The organism is Vibrio sp. SCSIO 43132, from assembly GCF_019904195.1.
GTDB lineage: Bacteria > Pseudomonadota > Gammaproteobacteria > Enterobacterales > Vibrionaceae > Vibrio > Vibrio nigripulchritudo.
The window spans coordinates 799716-815462 of record NZ_CP063200.1; the positions used below are offsets into that span (position 1 = coordinate 799716).

Below are 15747 nucleotides of genomic sequence, written 5' to 3' on the forward strand. Positions count from 1 at the left end.
AACTTAACCCTCCGCCGCGCGACCACGTTGAGGGAATAACCCCCTTGGTCGTTTTTGAATGAAGAGGATAATAAAGATCAGCACCACAATTTTTGCTAATACGGCACCTGCCCAAGGCTCCAGTATTTTGTTGAACAGCCCCAGGCTTAAACCTGCCACGAGCGTTCCCCAAAGGTTCCCGACGCCGCCGAATACCACCACCATAAATGAGTCGATGATATAGGCTTGCCCCATGTTGGGTCCTACATTGGTGAGCTGTGAAAGTGCGACACCTGCTATTCCTGCCACACCGGACCCTAAGCCAAAGGTCATGATATCGACTCGTTCTGATCGAATACCCATGGCACGCGCCATAGAGCGGTTTTGGGAAACCGCGCGAACCTGTAACCCAAGAGGGGTCTTTTTCAGGATCAGCATGAGTGCAGCGAAAGCGGCAATACAAAACAGGATGATGTAAAGGCGGTTGTAGGTCAGCGCCAACATCGGATTAATCTCTAATGAGCCTGAAAGAAATTCTGGCGTGGTGACTGAGCGGTTAAGAGGTGAGAAAATAGAGCGAACCGCCTGTTGTAAGATCAAGCTGATACCAAAGGTCGCAAGAAGTGTTTCCAGCGGTCGTCCGTATAAATGACGAATCACACTGCGCTCGATCCCGATGCCAACTAACCCAGATATGATAAAAGCCGCAGGAATGGAGAGAATCAACGCCACACCGGGGTAGGAGGGCAAAACCTGCTGAATCACATAGGTGGTGTATGCACCAATCATGATGAGTTCACCGTGCGCCATATTGATCACGCCCATCACGCCAAACGTAATGGCTAAGCCGATTCCTGCCAGCACTAACACCGAACCCAGACTCAAACCGAAGAATACGGTTTCAATACCCGAATACAGGCGCTGGCTTTGCTGATATTTTGCCAGTGCTTTATTGGCGGCGGCGATAACGGCTGAATCATCACTGGTTTCTAATATCTGGTTCAGCGTTTGGAACACCTGTGGTGCTTTAGAACCCGAGATGTTTTTTATCGCTTCAAGCTTATTGTCGTCCTTTTCTGAGGCGGCTCTGTAAAGATTTAAGGCTAGAGTCAGGTTGCCTTTTATTTCCTTGTCAGTTTCGGATTTTAACTGCGTCTGAATCAGCGCAATCAGATCGGTATCTTTAGTTCCAAGCAGCTTTTGGCTGGCTTCCAACCGAGATGTAGGATCCGAAGAAATCAGATCTATCTTGGCGATCAGGACCTTAAGATACGAACGCAGCTTGTTGTTCAGCTTGGCTTTTTTGAACGCGCGTTTGGACTCGACAACCACTTGTCTGTCCGAAGCGATTTGATAGGCCAACTGACCTTTTTTCAGCTTTTCAATGGAGTAAAAACCCGGATTGGTTTTGTGAACGTAAAGTGCGCCATTCAGCCAGTGAGTGAGCATCACCTTTGCGAGTTCTGGCTGATGAGTGACAAGCCAGTCTGCCGCCGCTTTACGTTCTTCAAATTTCCGACTGAGTACCTGAGGCGCAAGATCATTAAGACCTTCAGCCTGCGTACTTGCCGAACTCTGGAACGCGCTGAAACAGGCGACCCAGATGAGGAAGTATCGAATAAATTGCATTTTGATGTCCGTGCTAAGCAAAAAAAGCCCTTCACAAAGTGCGAAGGGCAAAAGGGGTATCAATCAGTTTGTGCCAGAGCACTTTTTGGTTTCTACGTTGAAACTGCCGCAAGAAAACGGCTGCAACCAGCTTGAGTAAAGGTTTTTAGAGCCCGGTAAGAAGTCTGACCAAGCATCGCCTGCAACTAATCCTGTGGTTTCCCAAACTACGTCGAACTGTCCATCGTCTTGAATTTCACCGATCAGCACAGGCTTGGTGATGTGGTGGTTTGGCAGCATTGTAGAGTAGCCACCAGACAGGTTAGGTACAGAAACGCCAATCAGCGCACTTTGTACCGATTCTGGGTCGGTGGTTCCAGCATTGGTAACGGCTTTCGCCCACATGTTGAAGCCAATGTAGTGTGCTTCCATTGGGTCGTTGGTGACGCGTTCTTCACTTTTGATGAAGTCTTGCCACTGCTCAACAAACTCTTCGTTTGCCTCGGTATCGACGCTCATGAAGTAGTTCCATGCAGCAAGGTGACCAACAAGCGGAGACGTATCCATACCTGATAGTTCTTCTTCACCGACCGAGAATGCAATAACGGGAATATCTTCAGAAGAGAGTCCTTGAGCGCCCAGTTCTTTGTAGAATGGCACGTTAGCATCGCCATTGATGGTGGAGACCACGGCGGTTTTCTTACCCTCGGAACCGAATTTCTTGATGTCCGACACTATGGACTGCCAGTCACTATGACCAAACGGGGTGTAGTTGATCATGATGTCTTTCGCCGCGACGCCCTTGTCTTTCAGGTACGCTTCTAAGATCTTGTTGGTAGTGCGAGGGTAAACGTAATCCGTACCAGCCAGTACCCAGCGTTCTACATCCAGTTCATCCATCAAATAATCGACAGCAGGAATGGCTTGCTGGTTTGGCGCTGCGCCAGTGTAGAAAACGTTTTTCGAAGACTCTTCCCCTTCGTATTGCACGGGGTAGAAGAGAATGGAATTCAGCTCTTCAAACACAGGGAGCATGGATTTGCGTGATACCGATGTCCAGCCACCGAATACGACATCCACTTTTTCCTTTTCAATCAGTTCGCGCGCTTTTTCTGCAAAAAGAGGCCAGTTGGACGCAGGATCTACCACCACGGCTTCGAGCTTTTTACCAAGCAAACCGCCTTTTTTGTTCTGTTCATCAACCAGCATCAAAACCGTATCTTTGAGGGTTGTTTCACTGATCGCCATGGTGCCTGATAGCGAATGCAAAACGCCGACTTTGATGGTGTCTTCCGCTAGAGCCGGTGCAGAAAGTGAAATGAGTGTCCCTAAAGCAGCAAGTTTTAATTTGAACGTCATGTTCTTCATTGTGTATCTCCTTATTGTGAATAAAACTTCATCAACAAGAAGTGTGCCAGTCATTTTTTAAGATTGAATTATATTGTAACTGTTTGAATGTAAATATTATTTTGTTTTTGGTTGGTATCTGTTTAATTGCATATCTAGGTATATGGCTTGAATGTTTTTGGTGCAAACGTAATCAAGTTTTCACTAAAATTGTGAAATGGAATCGCTAAGGCGCTTTATAAACAATCAGTGATGGCTTTGCCGTTACGGTTACTCAGTAAAGTGAAATAATGTTCGATGATTTTTTGGTGCTGCCCGGAGTGCTTAAGCTTAATTAAACCTTGGTTGAGCGTAGACACCAGATACTCGGCTCTGGGAGAGGCTTTTGATACCAGAAAATAAAAGCCAACCGGTTCTTCATTTAATTGCTGACAATGCACATTCTCCTGGAGCATTAAATTTTCAATGGCGACACTTCCTGCGAGGATTGCCGCTGGCACTTCCATGATTTCACATCTGCCTTTGTCGAGCATCATTAACAAGCTACTTAAACTGGCGTTACTACTGGAAACGATGTTTTCCTTGGGTACGCCGTGTTTCGCGTAGTAATCGTTAAAAATTCTGCCATCGCTCTCACACACAGTGAAGTGTCGCATCTCTTTCACTTTAGTAATTTTGTACGCAGATTTAGGATTAAATACCCCTTTGGGGAACTGGTTCTTTGAGTAAAAAATGGCGCGTGATAAGGAATATGCAGGACCGACAAAGTAGAAATCTTTCTCTTTATCAGCGGTGTAAGTGACATCGGACGTGATTTCATGCTTCTTTTGATTGCCATGTTTTTGAGTGTTGTGAAGGCAACGTTTGTGTGGCATCAGCTCAAATTCAAAATCTAACCCTGACGCTTGCGATATGGCTTTTAAAATATCTACGTTGATGCCCATGATTCTTGGAGGAGTTTGGCTTTTGCTTTCAGGATCCTGGTAATAGAAAGGCGCCCAGGATTCACTGCATACGCTGACCTTTTCTTGGTTATCCTCACTGGCAACCGAATGGCTAATGTTCGTCATCGCCAACACGGTGAGCAACCAAATAAGAGAACGTATCCGCATCCTTGAACCTCAGTTTCCAGCTTATTAATTTGAGTATAGATAAGGCTATAAAACTTGCATCATGGGGTCTTAGGGTGAATCAACGTTCTGAAATCGAAACTGCAATAATGAGAGCACATTCATCTTCGTGGTAGATTAAGTTGTCTATTATTTGTACAGGTGCAATTTAATACCAATAAGCAATGTGGATCTCTGGAGTGGATGATGGAACAGACACCAAGACATGTAATGATGGAACTGGGTTACCTGGGGTTACTGCCTTTTTTGGGATGCCTGATACTGATAATTGCGGACATTTCTCTTTTTGGGCATACCCCACTAGGGCTTTTTGTTACGTACAGTGCCGTTATTTTAAGTTTTCTTTCTGGCGCGCTTTGGGGAAATGCGATCGATCATTTCTCTCATTCATTGAGTCGAAATGGCATGCTTCTGAGTAACTCCTTTACGTTTATCGCTTGGGCTGTGTTACTGCAATCGCCAGAAAATCATTGGATATCCTTAATCATGCTGGCATTTGGGTATATTGCAGTTTGGTTTACCGAGGCAACATTGAGAAATTCCGAACATGAAAACAGCGCCAAAGGGTATAACGCGCTCAGAACACGTCTAACCATTGGCGTTGTTGCATTTCATGGTGTGGCTTTGGTTATCTGAAGCTGTTAGATTTTAATACCGCTCACTCAGGCTTGCCTGAGTGTTAGATTGGCGACCCAGCGTTTTTGGCGATAGCGCTGGAAACACAGTGAAAAACGCACGATTTCTTCTGTAATTATCGCCAGATAAACCCAGCCAAAACTCCACTCTCCGATGAAAGCCCCATAAGCGGTTAGGGGAATTCCAACAACATACATGGCTAAAAAGTCCATGCGAATAAAAAACATGTGCTCTCCACCCGCTCGAAGAATGCCGTTAATAATGATCATATTGAGCATGCGTATCCAGATACCAAATGCCATCACTCCTATCGCAGGCAGAGCAAGAGGGTAGAGTGCACCAGTATTTAGATTTAGCATATCAATGACTTGCTCTCTCAATAGGTACAAGGCACTTCCCAGCCCTAAACCGAGTAAGAATACCCAGCGCAGGATCGTAGTGGAGATCACTTGAGCATGTTCGAACTCGTCCCGCCCAAGAGACTGACCAATGAGGACGGAGCAGGCAACCGAGATACCAAAGAAAACGGAATAGCATAAGGATTCAAAAGGACCAACCATGCTAAATACCGCAAGCTCTTGCGTACCCATGTGACCAAATATCATTTGGTAAGTCAGTGTGCCGAATGCCCACAATACCGCACCAAATGCACTTGGAATTGCCAGTCTTTTGAACGACATCCACAAGGTATGATGGTTATTGATTCCGGTTGTGGTGATAAGCCAGTTTTTCTGCCAGCTAAGTACCGCGACAATCAGAATAACCTGAATCAATCTTGCAAGAGTGGTTGCCAGTGCTGCACCTGCAACGCCCATGGCAGGAATGGGTCCGGCTCCTTTAATAAAGACAAAGTTCAGACCAATGTTCAAACCTACGGTAATAGCGCCAATGATCAGTGGCAGCATTGCGTTTCCGCTGGCTCTTAAACTTGACTCGGCAGTCAGTACAACATGCGTAAGCAATAAAATTGGAAAGCCATAAACAAGGTAATCGGCACCTAATTCAATGACACTATTATCTGCTGTTTGCAGGCGCATTATTTGAGAAGCAAAGAGGGTCAAAAAAACGGTGACTGGAATAATCAGTACCGTTCCAAACTTTAAAGCCTGCACCGAGACAGTTTTAGCGTGGACCTTATCGTCTTTTCCCCAATACTGTGCCACAAGCACACCGTTGGCTGCGGCTAAACCTGCGATAATCATGGTCGCAACAAAATACCATTTAGTTGCGATACCCACCGCAGCCGTCGCTTCCTGTCCAAAATCACTGACCATTAAAACGTCTGCCAGCGCAAGAATTGCCACCAAGGCACTTTGAATAGCTACCGGAAACGCAAGCTTTGCTACCTGTGGTAAAAGGGCATTAGGTCTGATGGTGGGTGTTAAAGAATGCGCTTTCATAATGTATCCTTAAACCAGAAAATCGTTTAGCTATTGCTGGGTGGCTAATATATCTAAGGTATGAGGCAAACAAAATGTTCGGAAAATCAGAAAAACTGTGTAAATCCGTCATTGACTCATTTTCTGTTCAGAATGAATGGCGTGATGAAATATTCCTCGGCGACGCATGTAAGGAGCGTTTTCTTTCCCAGTCTGATTTTCCTGAGTTTGTTAAAAGTCACCTGTATATGGCGGGCCAGTCTGAGATAAGTGGTGACTATCATGTGGAACGGATTGGCCCGGATTTCCATACATTACTGTTCACTAATGAAGGCGGCGGAGTTCTAATTACCGAGAGTCAGGTGGTTACCATCGATCCGAATACCGTCACTTTCCTTCCGCCTAACCAGCCCTTTCGTTTTGAAATTGCCGACAAGAAAATAGGCTGGCGTTTGTCCTGGCTACTGCTTCAGGACACTTCAAAGTGGAATGTCTTGTCTAAGGGAGGTAGAAGGGTGGAGCCATCCAGCTACTGTGAGCAGGTATGGTCAATTTTGAGTTTGCTGTATAACGAGAACGAGGGAAGGGGAACATACCGAAAGCTTTACGTCAGCGAGCTTTCGAGAATGCTGCTTGGCGATCGCAGTGAAGAGTCCCCGTCGGACAGCCATGTTCGGGTTCAAAGCGTATTTAACGAAGTAGAATCCCAGCTTCACTATTCCTGGACGGTTAAATCCATTGCAGAACGTTGCTTTTTAAGTGTTGAGCAGTTGAATCGAATTACAAAACAGCTTTTTGGATGCAGTACTCAACAAAGGCTGATTTCATTAAGAATGGAACGCGCAGCCGATCTTCTTTTGTATGAATCCTGGTCGGTAACCATGATTGCTCAGCGTTTGGGGTACCCAGAGCCTTTCAATTTTACTCATCGATTTACCCGATACCACGGTTGCTCACCGAGAGAATTTCGGAAAAACAAAGGAATACGTCTTTAGTGATAATGATTATCATTGTTTTTTGATGGCACGTTGATATTATTCGTAGCCAAGTCAGTGCCAGGTAGTGGCGGCTAGAAATGAATAATTTAATCAGGTAGGAAACCATGATACGCCAAGAATGGCACCCGTTAACTAATGCGCAGCAATCGTATTGGGATGAATACTTACAACACCCCGATAAGCCTTTTTCAAATGTTGCCCATTGTTTGGAAATCAGCGGAAACATAGATATTGAAAAGTTGCATCAAGCTGTGCAGATGACATTCAGTGAAGCTGAAGTCCTTAAATTGAAGTTCAAAAACGAAGAGGGTAGCGCGTATCCTCTTCAGTCTCTCGAAAGTAACGATTCAAAATATGTAGAACTTACCGATTTACGTTCCTTTGATGATGCCGAGATGCGGGCAACTAAGGCAATGGAAACCGATGCGCTTTGCCCTCTGAATTTAGAAAGCGATGCCATTTCTAAGCTGCAATTGTATGTTTTAGCCGATGATAGGGTGTGGTGGTACATTCGGACACATCATATTGCTGTCGATGGTTATGGCATGAACTTGATCGAGCAAAGGTGCGCACTGCTCTACAGTAGTCTGGTTAATGGGCAAAAACCTCACTCGGGGTTTAAAAGCTTGGATACTTACCTTAAAGAAGACAGCGACTACCGTTTTGGTGAAAGATTCGAAGTCGACAGGCAGTTCTGGGAAAGCTATCTATCTGAAGCGAAATTGACTCGCGACAATTCAGAAGAGATTTCGTTAGAAACCCACAGTGATGATAAACAAATCCCTCAAGCCATTACGGAAACATTACAGTCTCTTTCTAAAAAACTCATGATTGGTTGGACGGATATTCTTGTCTTACTCATTTCTGCTTACCTGTATGAAGATAAAAAGGGACAGTCTCAAAATGATGACCCTCTTCCGGTTTGGCTTCCATTTATGAACCGAATGGGAAACTCTTGCGCAAATACACCTTCATTAATGGTCAATATTATTCCTTTCTTAGTGTCGAAAAAAGCTAATGAAGGAGTAGAAGAATATTTAAAGCGAGCTGCTAAAGAAATTAGACAGCTGTATATACATGGTCGATTTCGATTAGAGAATAAAGTGCAGTGTAAAGAGCAAAGTTATTTTCTTTCACCTTTTATTAACATATTGCCATTTGATTCACCTGAATTCATTGGTTGCCAAACGAAGCATAGAATAGTTGCGAGTGGGCTGGCTGATGGCTTCAATATCACCGTTCGCAGTGCCAGAGATGCAACGAATATGAGTTTAAAAGTGGAAGGAGAGAGTCGACTCTATTCCCAGGAAGAAATAACACGGCATTCTGATAATTTATTGAAATATATAAGTAAAGTATTAGAAATTTAGCTCTAACCTTGCTCTCTGCTATTGTTTTATTTGTCAATAGTGGGGAGTTACACTCTATTTGTCCGTCATTTCCTACGCGCGCCTCAACCCAAAAACATGATCTCCTGAACAAATTCATTGTTGATAATAATAATTATTACTAAATATAAATGAGAACGCTTTACATTTATATTTGTGATCGCTAGAGTACAATCCAGAATTCGTCAAGACACAGATAGAAAAAACTTAGCATTTATCCAAAGTTTCTTCTTTGGTGCCCTTTTTCCTCTATCAAATTGTCGGATTCTAGTCGGAATTTTTGCGCTCAAATATCCAATGCAGTGGTTAATGAGAGACATAGGAAGTCAAGATAAATACTCATTTCATGAGTCCATCGCCTTTTCAAAACACTTGAATTAGCTTCCTTTTACTCCTCCTCATTAAGCTCGGGTATTTGTGTGCACCCATTGTTAATGCTCAGTTAAGGAGAATTTTAAATGACAGCATTACGCCCAGCGCGAATGAATGTGCCAGGAAACAAAACATTCAAAATGCGCACATTATCCGCGGTTATCATGGGGCTCTGCGTCGGTGGTCAGGCTTTTGCAGAAACAAACAATAATAATGCAGCCGCTCAGGACGGAACCATTTCTGTAGTAACAGTCATTGGTGAGAAGACAGAACGTTCCATTTACAACACTGGCTCAAGTGTTGAGGTCTTTGACGAAGACCGCATCAATACCACGCCAGGTGCCACAGAAGTTGACGACTTGCTTCAGCTGACGCCAAACATCGTAGATTCCGGTCAAGGTAACAACTTGCCTGCGATTCGTGGTGTTGATGGTTCAGGTCCTTCTATTGGTGGTTTGGCTAGTTTTGCTGGTACTGCTCCTCGAATAAATCTGTCAATTGATGGGCGCTCTTTAACTTACTCAGAGCTAACATTCGGTCCTCGTTCTTTGTGGGATATGCAACAGGCTGAGGTTTATCTTGGACCACAAAGTTATGCACAAGGTAGAAGTGCGTCAGCGGGTGCAATTGTTATTAAATCAAAAGATCCTACGTATCACTTTGAAAGTGCGGTAAAAGGGGCAATTGCTGAGCAAAACTATACTCAGACTGCTGCGATGATTTCAGCGCCAATCGTTGAAGATGAACTGGCATTTCGTTTAAGTGTTGATCAACAAAAGCGCAAAACTCATGTTGACCTAGCAACATATGATCCTGTAGGTGATGCCAGAAGAATTGAAATGACAACTGCTCGCGGTAAATTCTTATATGAGCCGTCATCGGTACCTGGGTTTAAGACCACCTTTACTGTGACTCGTATGGATACCCGATCTCCACAGTCGGAACATGAGGTTGGTGATATCTATGGAGCGAATCGTGCAATTTATGAAACATACTCAACTAGTGGTATTTGGGATGTATCCTACGTCATTAACGATAACATTACGTTTGAGAATAACGTAGGTTACACGAAGTTTGGTTACGATCGTGTGACTGATCCAACTGGTGGGGCACAACAAGATTTTTATACCGATGGCAAAGAAATCCAATTAGAGCAGTTGGTTCGAATTTCATCGGACGATCGTAAGTTAAACAGCCTATATGGATTACGTTATTTCCGAACAAATCAAGATGATACTTACGCGACAGCCCGTGGTGACGCTCCAATGACTGATGCGACCACCGTTACCTCAGCATTTGCTGAAATTACGTACGCGGTGGCTCCACAGGTTGACGTAACCGTTGCTGGTCGTCTTGAAACCGAAAGGAAAACTCGAAAAGTAGAACTGTTGAAGCTCGATCATGATGAGAGTGCAACCGTATTCTTACCGAAATTTGATATTGCCTATAAGCCAGAACCGAACCAAACGTTCGGATTTAAAGTTGCTAAAGGTTATAACTCCGGTGCAGCCGGCTTGAGCTTCTATACTAAGAGAATTCCTGAAGGTCAGCCTCCAAAACCGATGATTCCTTACGCCTACGATAGTGAGTTTGTGTGGAACTATGAACTGTACACTCGACATCGTCTAAATGATGGCACTTTAGAGTTAACATCTAATATCTTCTACAATGATTACCAAGATATGCAGGTACAACAACTGCGCTCTGATTTCTATGCAATTGTTGAGAACATAGATGGTGCCAAAACTTATGGTGCTGAAGTCGGTTCCCGCTGGCTAGCTACATCTGATTTGGAATTCTTTGCAAACTTAGGCCTGTTGAAAACTAGCTACACAGAGACCGAAGCCCAAGGTGGTAAAACTAAAGAGCTTCCTCGTGCACCGTTAGCTACAGCGAGCCTTGGAGGACTTTACACTTTTGCAGAAGGTTTCGAGCTAAGTGGAAATGCTAGCTACACAGGAGACTATTTCTCTGACCTGGCAAACACCAAAGGGACAAAGGTTGATTCTTACTGGATAGCAAATGCACAGTTGGCATACGTATTTGATGGTGGTAGAGCAGCGCTATTTGCTCAAAACCTGTTCGACTCTGATGCTAAGACTTCAAGTGTGGCTTCAGGGAGCAAAGATGATCCACTGCGTCTAGCACCTCGCCAGATTGGTGCTTCTATAGAATTGCACTTCTAATTGTTCAAAACTAAATAAAACGCCTTGCTTTGAGCAAGGCGTTTTTAGGTATCAGGATTCGCAAATAAACTGTTTAACTTATCTTACTTTATTTTTTCAGATTGACGTTTCATCAGAAAAAACTAACTTTTCCCATGATTCTAATGTTGGATTTTCCATTAACTGCGCAAAGTTGATATCCAACCCTGCATTTCTTAACTGACCCGTAAGACGCATCATACTGATTGAATCCAAGCCGAGCTCTATTAGGTTTACGTCAGGTTTTATTGATTCAGTTGGGACTCCCAACAATTGGCTAATCGTGGACAACAAATCAATATTCGCTTCTTGCTTTGACAAAATAATATCCTTTTTTTTCGGAAGCTTACGTCTTTCTTCCAATGTTTGATTCAAATTCGTTGTACACAATATCATTACTTGATTGTGGTGTTCAAATGATTATTATTACCATTTAGATAAATAGTAGTCGTCAGTTGGATTGAATTTGCTCAGGTAATTTTTTTCCTTCTGAACACTTGTTTTGACATCACAAAAATGTAACCGGGAATAACATGGATACTGTCCTCAAGGAGAATGCGGATCAACACAGCTTATTGCACGGCTTTATTGATCATCCCGCACATCAATCCGAAAAATTTAAAAATGCCAACCTATGGCTAAATACACCCTTGTGGGGAATTTTAACTGAAGGCGTCAACAAACACCCAGCTAAGAAGGCTGTCGCTGATTCTGGAGGTGGGCTTTCCTATGAAGAATTATTGCGAGAAGCAGACAGGATCGCTGCAGGTTTAAAAGAGAATGGTCTACGTTCTGGAGATCGGGTGGTCTTTCAAGTTTCAAATAGCCTTGAGTTCGCGAAGGTATTTTTTGGGATTCAGAGGTTGGGTTTAGTGCCTGTGCTAGCATTACCTGCACATGGAATTGTTGAAATAAGTCATTTTATGAAAGTGTCTGGAGCAAAGGCATATTTTGGCTCCAATCTGGAAAATGACGGAAAAGCAATAAAAATTTCAGATGCATTATCTGAAGAATTTTCTGAGCTTGAGCATATCTACATAGCTGGTGATTCTGGAAAATACTGCTCTATACCTCAAGGTGAGGTAAATCAATTTGTTCCTGATGATTCTAATCCGAATCATCCTGCATTATTTTTAGTTTCCGGTGGTACTACTGGTCTTCCCAAACTGATTCCCAGAACACATAACGACTATCGTTTCAATATTCAAAGTTGCTCAACTGCTAGTGAGTTAACGAGTGAAGAGGTTTATCTTGCTGTACTACCAGCCGCCCACAATTTCACCTTGGGTTGCCCAGGGTTGCTAGGTGCCCTTCATTCCGGTGGGCAGGTTATTTTTAGTTCAAATCCTAGCCCCGACTATTGCTTTGATCTTATTGAAAAGAATGAAGTTACTGCCACGGCTTTGGTTCCTGCGTTAGCTCAGTTGTGGACCGCTGCCAAGGAGTGGGAGAAAGCCGATACATCGAGTTTGAGACTACTACAGGTTGGCGGTTCTAAACTTGCGTACTCCGACGCGCTCAATGTTCAGAAGTCCTTCCCTGGAGCGCTTCAACAAGTTTTTGGAATGGCGGAGGGACTGATTGCCTGTACCCGTCTTGGAGACAAAGATGAGTTAATTGCAACTAAGCAAGGTCGCCCTGTAAGTCATTGGGATGAGGTTCGCGTGGTTAATACAGATGGTGACCCAGTTTCAGTTGGTGAAGAGGGAGAGTTGCTTACACGTGGACCATACACCTTAAGAGGTTACTACCGTGCCGAAGAGCATAATGAGCGCTCTTTTACTCAGGATGGATATTACCGAAGTGGTGACCGTGTAGTCGTGGATGAGAACGGTTATATAGTAGTAACTGGAAGAATTAAAGATGTTGTTAACCGCGCAGGTGAATGCATAGCAACTGATGAATTAGAAGAACAGTTACTTGCGCACCCCAATGTTGCGCAGGTAGCTGTAGTGGCGGTACCAGATAAGCATCTAGGTGAAAGGATTGGAGTCGCGATAGTAAAGAAAGGAGCAGTCCCTACGCTTCAAGATTTAAGAACCTTTCTTCAAGAGCGAGGTATTGCATCGTTCAAACTGCCTGATGAGTTAAATATCTTGATGAGCTTACCCAAGACAGCGGTTGGCAAGATTGATAAAAAACGCGTTCCTGGTCCAGATGGTACCCCTTGGATCTCTACACCTATATAAGCGAGATTAGGCTGTTAATTTACGGTTTAATTTTATTTTAAAACCAAAGGTATACCGATTGAATATTATTCGATAATAAGATACATTCTCATTTCGTTTTAAAGGCGAAAAATTTCTATTTTTTCATATTTTTCAATGAGTAAAGAGTAAAAATAGAAGGCAGGGAATGAAATTTAAAGGAAATTAACGTGTCATCTTTAAAGAAGCCAGAAGCTTGCGAAAGTCTTAACGATATCCGGATAGGAATTGATACCCTCGACAAAGAGATTGTGCATATTCTTTCAAGGCGAATGGGGTATGTAAAAGCAGCAGCTCAGTTTAAGCCCAATGAAGAGAGTATCCCAGCTCCTGAACGCGTCGTTGTGATGTTAGAAGACAGGAAAAAGTGGGCAGAAGAAGTCGGGATATCAACAGAATATGTTGAAACATTATTCTCTAACATCATCGATTGGTACATTAACCAACAAATAAAGCACTGGCGTACTGAGAGAGGGCTTTCAATTGAAGAGTCCGAAGATACGGCAACTTGATAATAACTTTTTAAGCTTTCTAGTTAAGTGAGAAATTAGAGTACTTCATAATATTATTACTTTAGTTGTTGAGCGCAAAAGATCTGATTTATCAGGCTATTAAACTAAGAACGTCAGGTGCTAATTAGAGTATTAAGGACAATCACAAATGGCTATACCTAAAATTGCGAGTTACGACTTGCCTGAACACAAAGAATTTCCAGAAAACAGAACTAACTGGAAAATTAACCCAAGTGACGCTGTGCTGTTAATTCACGACATGCAAGAATATTTTGTGAATTATTATGAGGTGAATGCCTCTCCTATGGCTGATATTTTAAAAAATATACAAGAGCTAAAAAAGAAAGCCAAAGAAGCGGGGATAGCAGTTGTATATACAGCTCAACCTGCAAATCAAGACCCTAAAGAAAGAGCACTGTTAACCGATTTCTGGGGTCCCGGGTTAAATGGCGACCACACCCCAGTTGTTTCGGTACTCTCGCCAGAAGAAGATGATATTGAGTATGTCAAATGGCGTTACAGTGCATTCAAAAAAACGCCATTACTTGATTATCTGCAAGCTAATGGCAAAACTCAGTTAATCATTTCTGGGATCTACGGTCACATTGGCATTCTATCCACAGCGCTTGATGCCTTTATGTTGGATATTCAGCCGTTTATTGTAGGGGATGCAATTGCTGATTTCTCTCGTGAAGACCATATCCATACACTGAACTATGTTGCGGGTAGAGCGGGTAGTATTAAAACACTCGATGAGATTGTCGAGGAAATCAAATCCTCTGAATGTCCCGCTCTAAGCTTGGATATTTTGCAGTCTGATGTAGCTGAAACGCTAGGTGTCTCTGCGGAAGATATTGATGTGAATGAAAATCTTATGTTTATGGGATTGGACTCTATGAGAGCTATGACTCTTGTAGAAAAGTGGAACAAACAGGGTGCAAATGTCTCGTTTTCTCAGCTTATAGAGGCGGTTTCATTGCAAGAATGGTGGCAAACAATACAAGCAACTGCCAACAACAAAAAAGAAGAAGTTTCAGCATAAACATCCTATGCAAGATAGTTCCAATTTCTTCAATATCTATAAGGGGTAAATTTATGAGCGATAATTCGGGGCGTTTATATCCGATGTTGTTGAACTTCGTGCGTAAAAAAAACGTTTCTAAAAACTTGCTAAGAGTTACAGTAACTGGTGAAGATCTAGAAGGATTTCCTGAAAATCAAAATGGTTCACATATAAAGGTTTTTTTCCCAAATAGGGAGAATGGAATTTTGCAGCTACCATATAGAGAAGGGGAGACAATCTTTTGGCCTGAGCATAAACCTGTTCCTAGAGCCTATTCAGTCAGGGAATACCGGGCTGATGTGAATGAGCTTGACATTGATTTTGTCACTCACGGTGAAAATTCTCCTGGTGGAGGATGGGCAATCAAGGCTAATGAAGGCTCTCAGATTGGTCTTGTTGGTCCCGCTGGTCCAGACCCACTTATTGCACCGGCGGATTGGCATGTACTTGCTGGCGATCTTACGGCTGCTCCAGCTATTTGCGCTATTTTGGAAGAGTTTCCCTCTGATACCATTGGTTTTGCATTTATTGAGATTGATGATATTGAAGATAAGCACGATATCAAGCATCCAGAAGGTGTCGTCGTTGAGTGGATTCTAAGAGGACCGAAAGACGGTCACGCTCAGCTAAGCGAGGCTATCAGTAATCTAACCCCTCCGAGTGGTGCTGAGACGCTCTCTGCTTTCATTGCTGGTGAAAATGAAAGTGTTCTCGCTTGCCGAAAAGTGCTTAGAGAAGAATACAAACTGACCAAGAAAAACATGTATGCCATTCCTTACTGGAAACGAGGTAAGGACGAAGAGGCTTATCATGCCGAGCGTCACGAAGTCATGGATGAAGAATACTAACTCCTTCTAGTACATCTAACAAAAAAACCGAACTCATTGAGTTCGGTTTTTTTATTGGTTCTTAGGCCATTGAAAA

At 43.2% G+C, this 15747-nt stretch carries 12 protein-coding genes and 1 pseudogene; 8 read left to right on the forward strand and 5 right to left on the reverse strand.

The genetic code is table 11. The features are described 5' to 3' along the window. Window positions 1–3 precede the first annotated feature (3 nt). The 3 genes and pseudogenes from urtB to INR79_RS21790 form a co-directional block, all read right to left on the reverse strand. Window positions 4–996, reverse strand: a pseudogene (gene urtB, locus INR79_RS28260) (urea ABC transporter permease subunit UrtB); the annotation flags it as partial. 675 nt (window positions 997–1671) lie between these two features. Continuing rightward, on the reverse strand, window positions 1672–2955 hold the full coding sequence (gene urtA, locus INR79_RS21785) for an urea ABC transporter substrate-binding protein (RefSeq protein ID WP_004405062.1): 1284 nt from the start codon (window positions 2953–2955) through the stop codon (window positions 1672–1674). Between the two features lie 215 nt (window positions 2956–3170). Further along, window positions 3171–4046: a substrate-binding periplasmic protein gene (locus tag INR79_RS21790; RefSeq protein ID WP_223099877.1), complete on the reverse strand. Its 876-nt coding sequence runs from the start codon at window positions 4044–4046 to the stop codon at window positions 3171–3173. Window positions 4047–4250: 204 nt separating this feature from the next. Here INR79_RS21790 and INR79_RS21795 point away from each other — a divergent pair, with 204 nt between their 5' ends. Then, window positions 4251–4700 (forward strand): DUF3429 domain-containing protein, encoded by a 450-nt coding sequence (locus INR79_RS21795; protein WP_004405068.1) that lies wholly within the window; start codon window positions 4251–4253, stop codon window positions 4698–4700. Window positions 4701–4726: 26 nt separating this feature from the next. Here the strand turns inward: INR79_RS21795 and INR79_RS21800 are convergent, their stop codons facing one another. Further along, complete coding sequence (locus INR79_RS21800; RefSeq protein WP_223099879.1) at window positions 4727–6100, reverse strand: MATE family efflux transporter; 1374 nt, start codon at window positions 6098–6100, stop codon at window positions 4727–4729. A gap of 74 nt (window positions 6101–6174) precedes the next feature. Here INR79_RS21800 and INR79_RS21805 point away from each other — a divergent pair, with 74 nt between their 5' ends. The 3 genes from INR79_RS21805 (at window position 6175) to INR79_RS21815 (ending at window position 11023) form a co-directional block, all read left to right on the forward strand. Further along, a complete protein-coding gene (locus INR79_RS21805) occupies window positions 6175–7074 on the forward strand; it encodes an AraC family transcriptional regulator (protein WP_223099881.1) in 900 nt (299 codons plus the stop codon). 107 nt (window positions 7075–7181) lie between these two features. Next, complete coding sequence (locus INR79_RS21810) at window positions 7182–8447, forward strand: condensation domain-containing protein (protein WP_223099883.1); 1266 nt, start codon at window positions 7182–7184, stop codon at window positions 8445–8447. A gap of 476 nt (window positions 8448–8923) precedes the next feature. Further along, complete coding sequence (locus INR79_RS21815) at window positions 8924–11023, forward strand: TonB-dependent receptor plug domain-containing protein (RefSeq protein WP_223099885.1); 2100 nt, start codon at window positions 8924–8926, stop codon at window positions 11021–11023. Between the two features lie 96 nt (window positions 11024–11119). Here the strand turns inward: INR79_RS21815 and INR79_RS21820 are convergent, their stop codons facing one another. Next, window positions 11120–11362, reverse strand: coding sequence for a phosphopantetheine-binding protein (locus INR79_RS21820; protein WP_038124130.1), 243 nt, complete (start codon window positions 11360–11362; stop codon window positions 11120–11122). Between the two features lie 212 nt (window positions 11363–11574). Between INR79_RS21820 and INR79_RS21825 the strand changes: the two genes are divergently transcribed. The 4 genes from INR79_RS21825 to INR79_RS21840 all read left to right on the forward strand — a co-directional run bounded on the left by INR79_RS21825 (window position 11575) and on the right by INR79_RS21840 (window position 15671). Continuing rightward, window positions 11575–13230 carry a (2,3-dihydroxybenzoyl)adenylate synthase gene (locus INR79_RS21825; RefSeq protein WP_223099887.1) on the forward strand — a complete coding sequence of 552 codons (1656 nt, stop codon included), beginning with the start codon at window positions 11575–11577 and terminating at the stop codon, window positions 13228–13230. A gap of 188 nt (window positions 13231–13418) precedes the next feature. After that, window positions 13419–13760, forward strand: coding sequence for an isochorismate lyase (locus tag INR79_RS21830; RefSeq protein ID WP_022598767.1), 342 nt, complete (start codon window positions 13419–13421; stop codon window positions 13758–13760). 148 nt (window positions 13761–13908) lie between these two features. Further along, a complete protein-coding gene (locus INR79_RS21835; RefSeq protein ID WP_022598765.1) occupies window positions 13909–14802 on the forward strand; it encodes an isochorismatase family protein in 894 nt (297 codons plus the stop codon). Window positions 14803–14855: 53 nt separating this feature from the next. Then, the gene (locus INR79_RS21840) at window positions 14856–15671 is read left to right on the forward strand and encodes a siderophore-interacting protein (RefSeq protein ID WP_223099889.1); all 816 of its coding nucleotides are present in this window, start codon (window positions 14856–14858) and stop codon (window positions 15669–15671) included. Window positions 15672–15747 lie beyond the last annotated feature (76 nt).

Excerpts from the sequence above, each read along its gene's own strand:
- urtA (WP_004405062.1), bottom strand. The coding sequence starts at position 2,955 with ATGAAGAACATGACGTTCAAATTAAAACTTGCTGCTTTAGGGACACTC.
- INR79_RS21790 (WP_223099877.1), bottom strand. The coding sequence starts at position 4,046 with ATGCGGATACGTTCTCTTATTTGGTTGCTCACCGTGTTGGCGATGACG.
- INR79_RS21795 (WP_004405068.1), top strand. The coding sequence starts at position 4,251 with ATGGAACAGACACCAAGACATGTAATGATGGAACTGGGTTACCTGGGG.
- INR79_RS21800 (WP_223099879.1), bottom strand. The coding sequence starts at position 6,100 with ATGAAAGCGCATTCTTTAACACCCACCATCAGACCTAATGCCCTTTTA.
- INR79_RS21805 (WP_223099881.1), top strand. The coding sequence starts at position 6,175 with ATGTTCGGAAAATCAGAAAAACTGTGTAAATCCGTCATTGACTCATTT.
- INR79_RS21810 (WP_223099883.1), top strand. The coding sequence starts at position 7,182 with ATGATACGCCAAGAATGGCACCCGTTAACTAATGCGCAGCAATCGTAT.
- INR79_RS21815 (WP_223099885.1), top strand. The coding sequence starts at position 8,924 with ATGACAGCATTACGCCCAGCGCGAATGAATGTGCCAGGAAACAAAACA.
- INR79_RS21825 (WP_223099887.1), top strand. The coding sequence starts at position 11,575 with ATGGATACTGTCCTCAAGGAGAATGCGGATCAACACAGCTTATTGCAC.
- INR79_RS21835 (WP_022598765.1), top strand. The coding sequence starts at position 13,909 with ATGGCTATACCTAAAATTGCGAGTTACGACTTGCCTGAACACAAAGAA.
- INR79_RS21840 (WP_223099889.1), top strand. The coding sequence starts at position 14,856 with ATGAGCGATAATTCGGGGCGTTTATATCCGATGTTGTTGAACTTCGTG.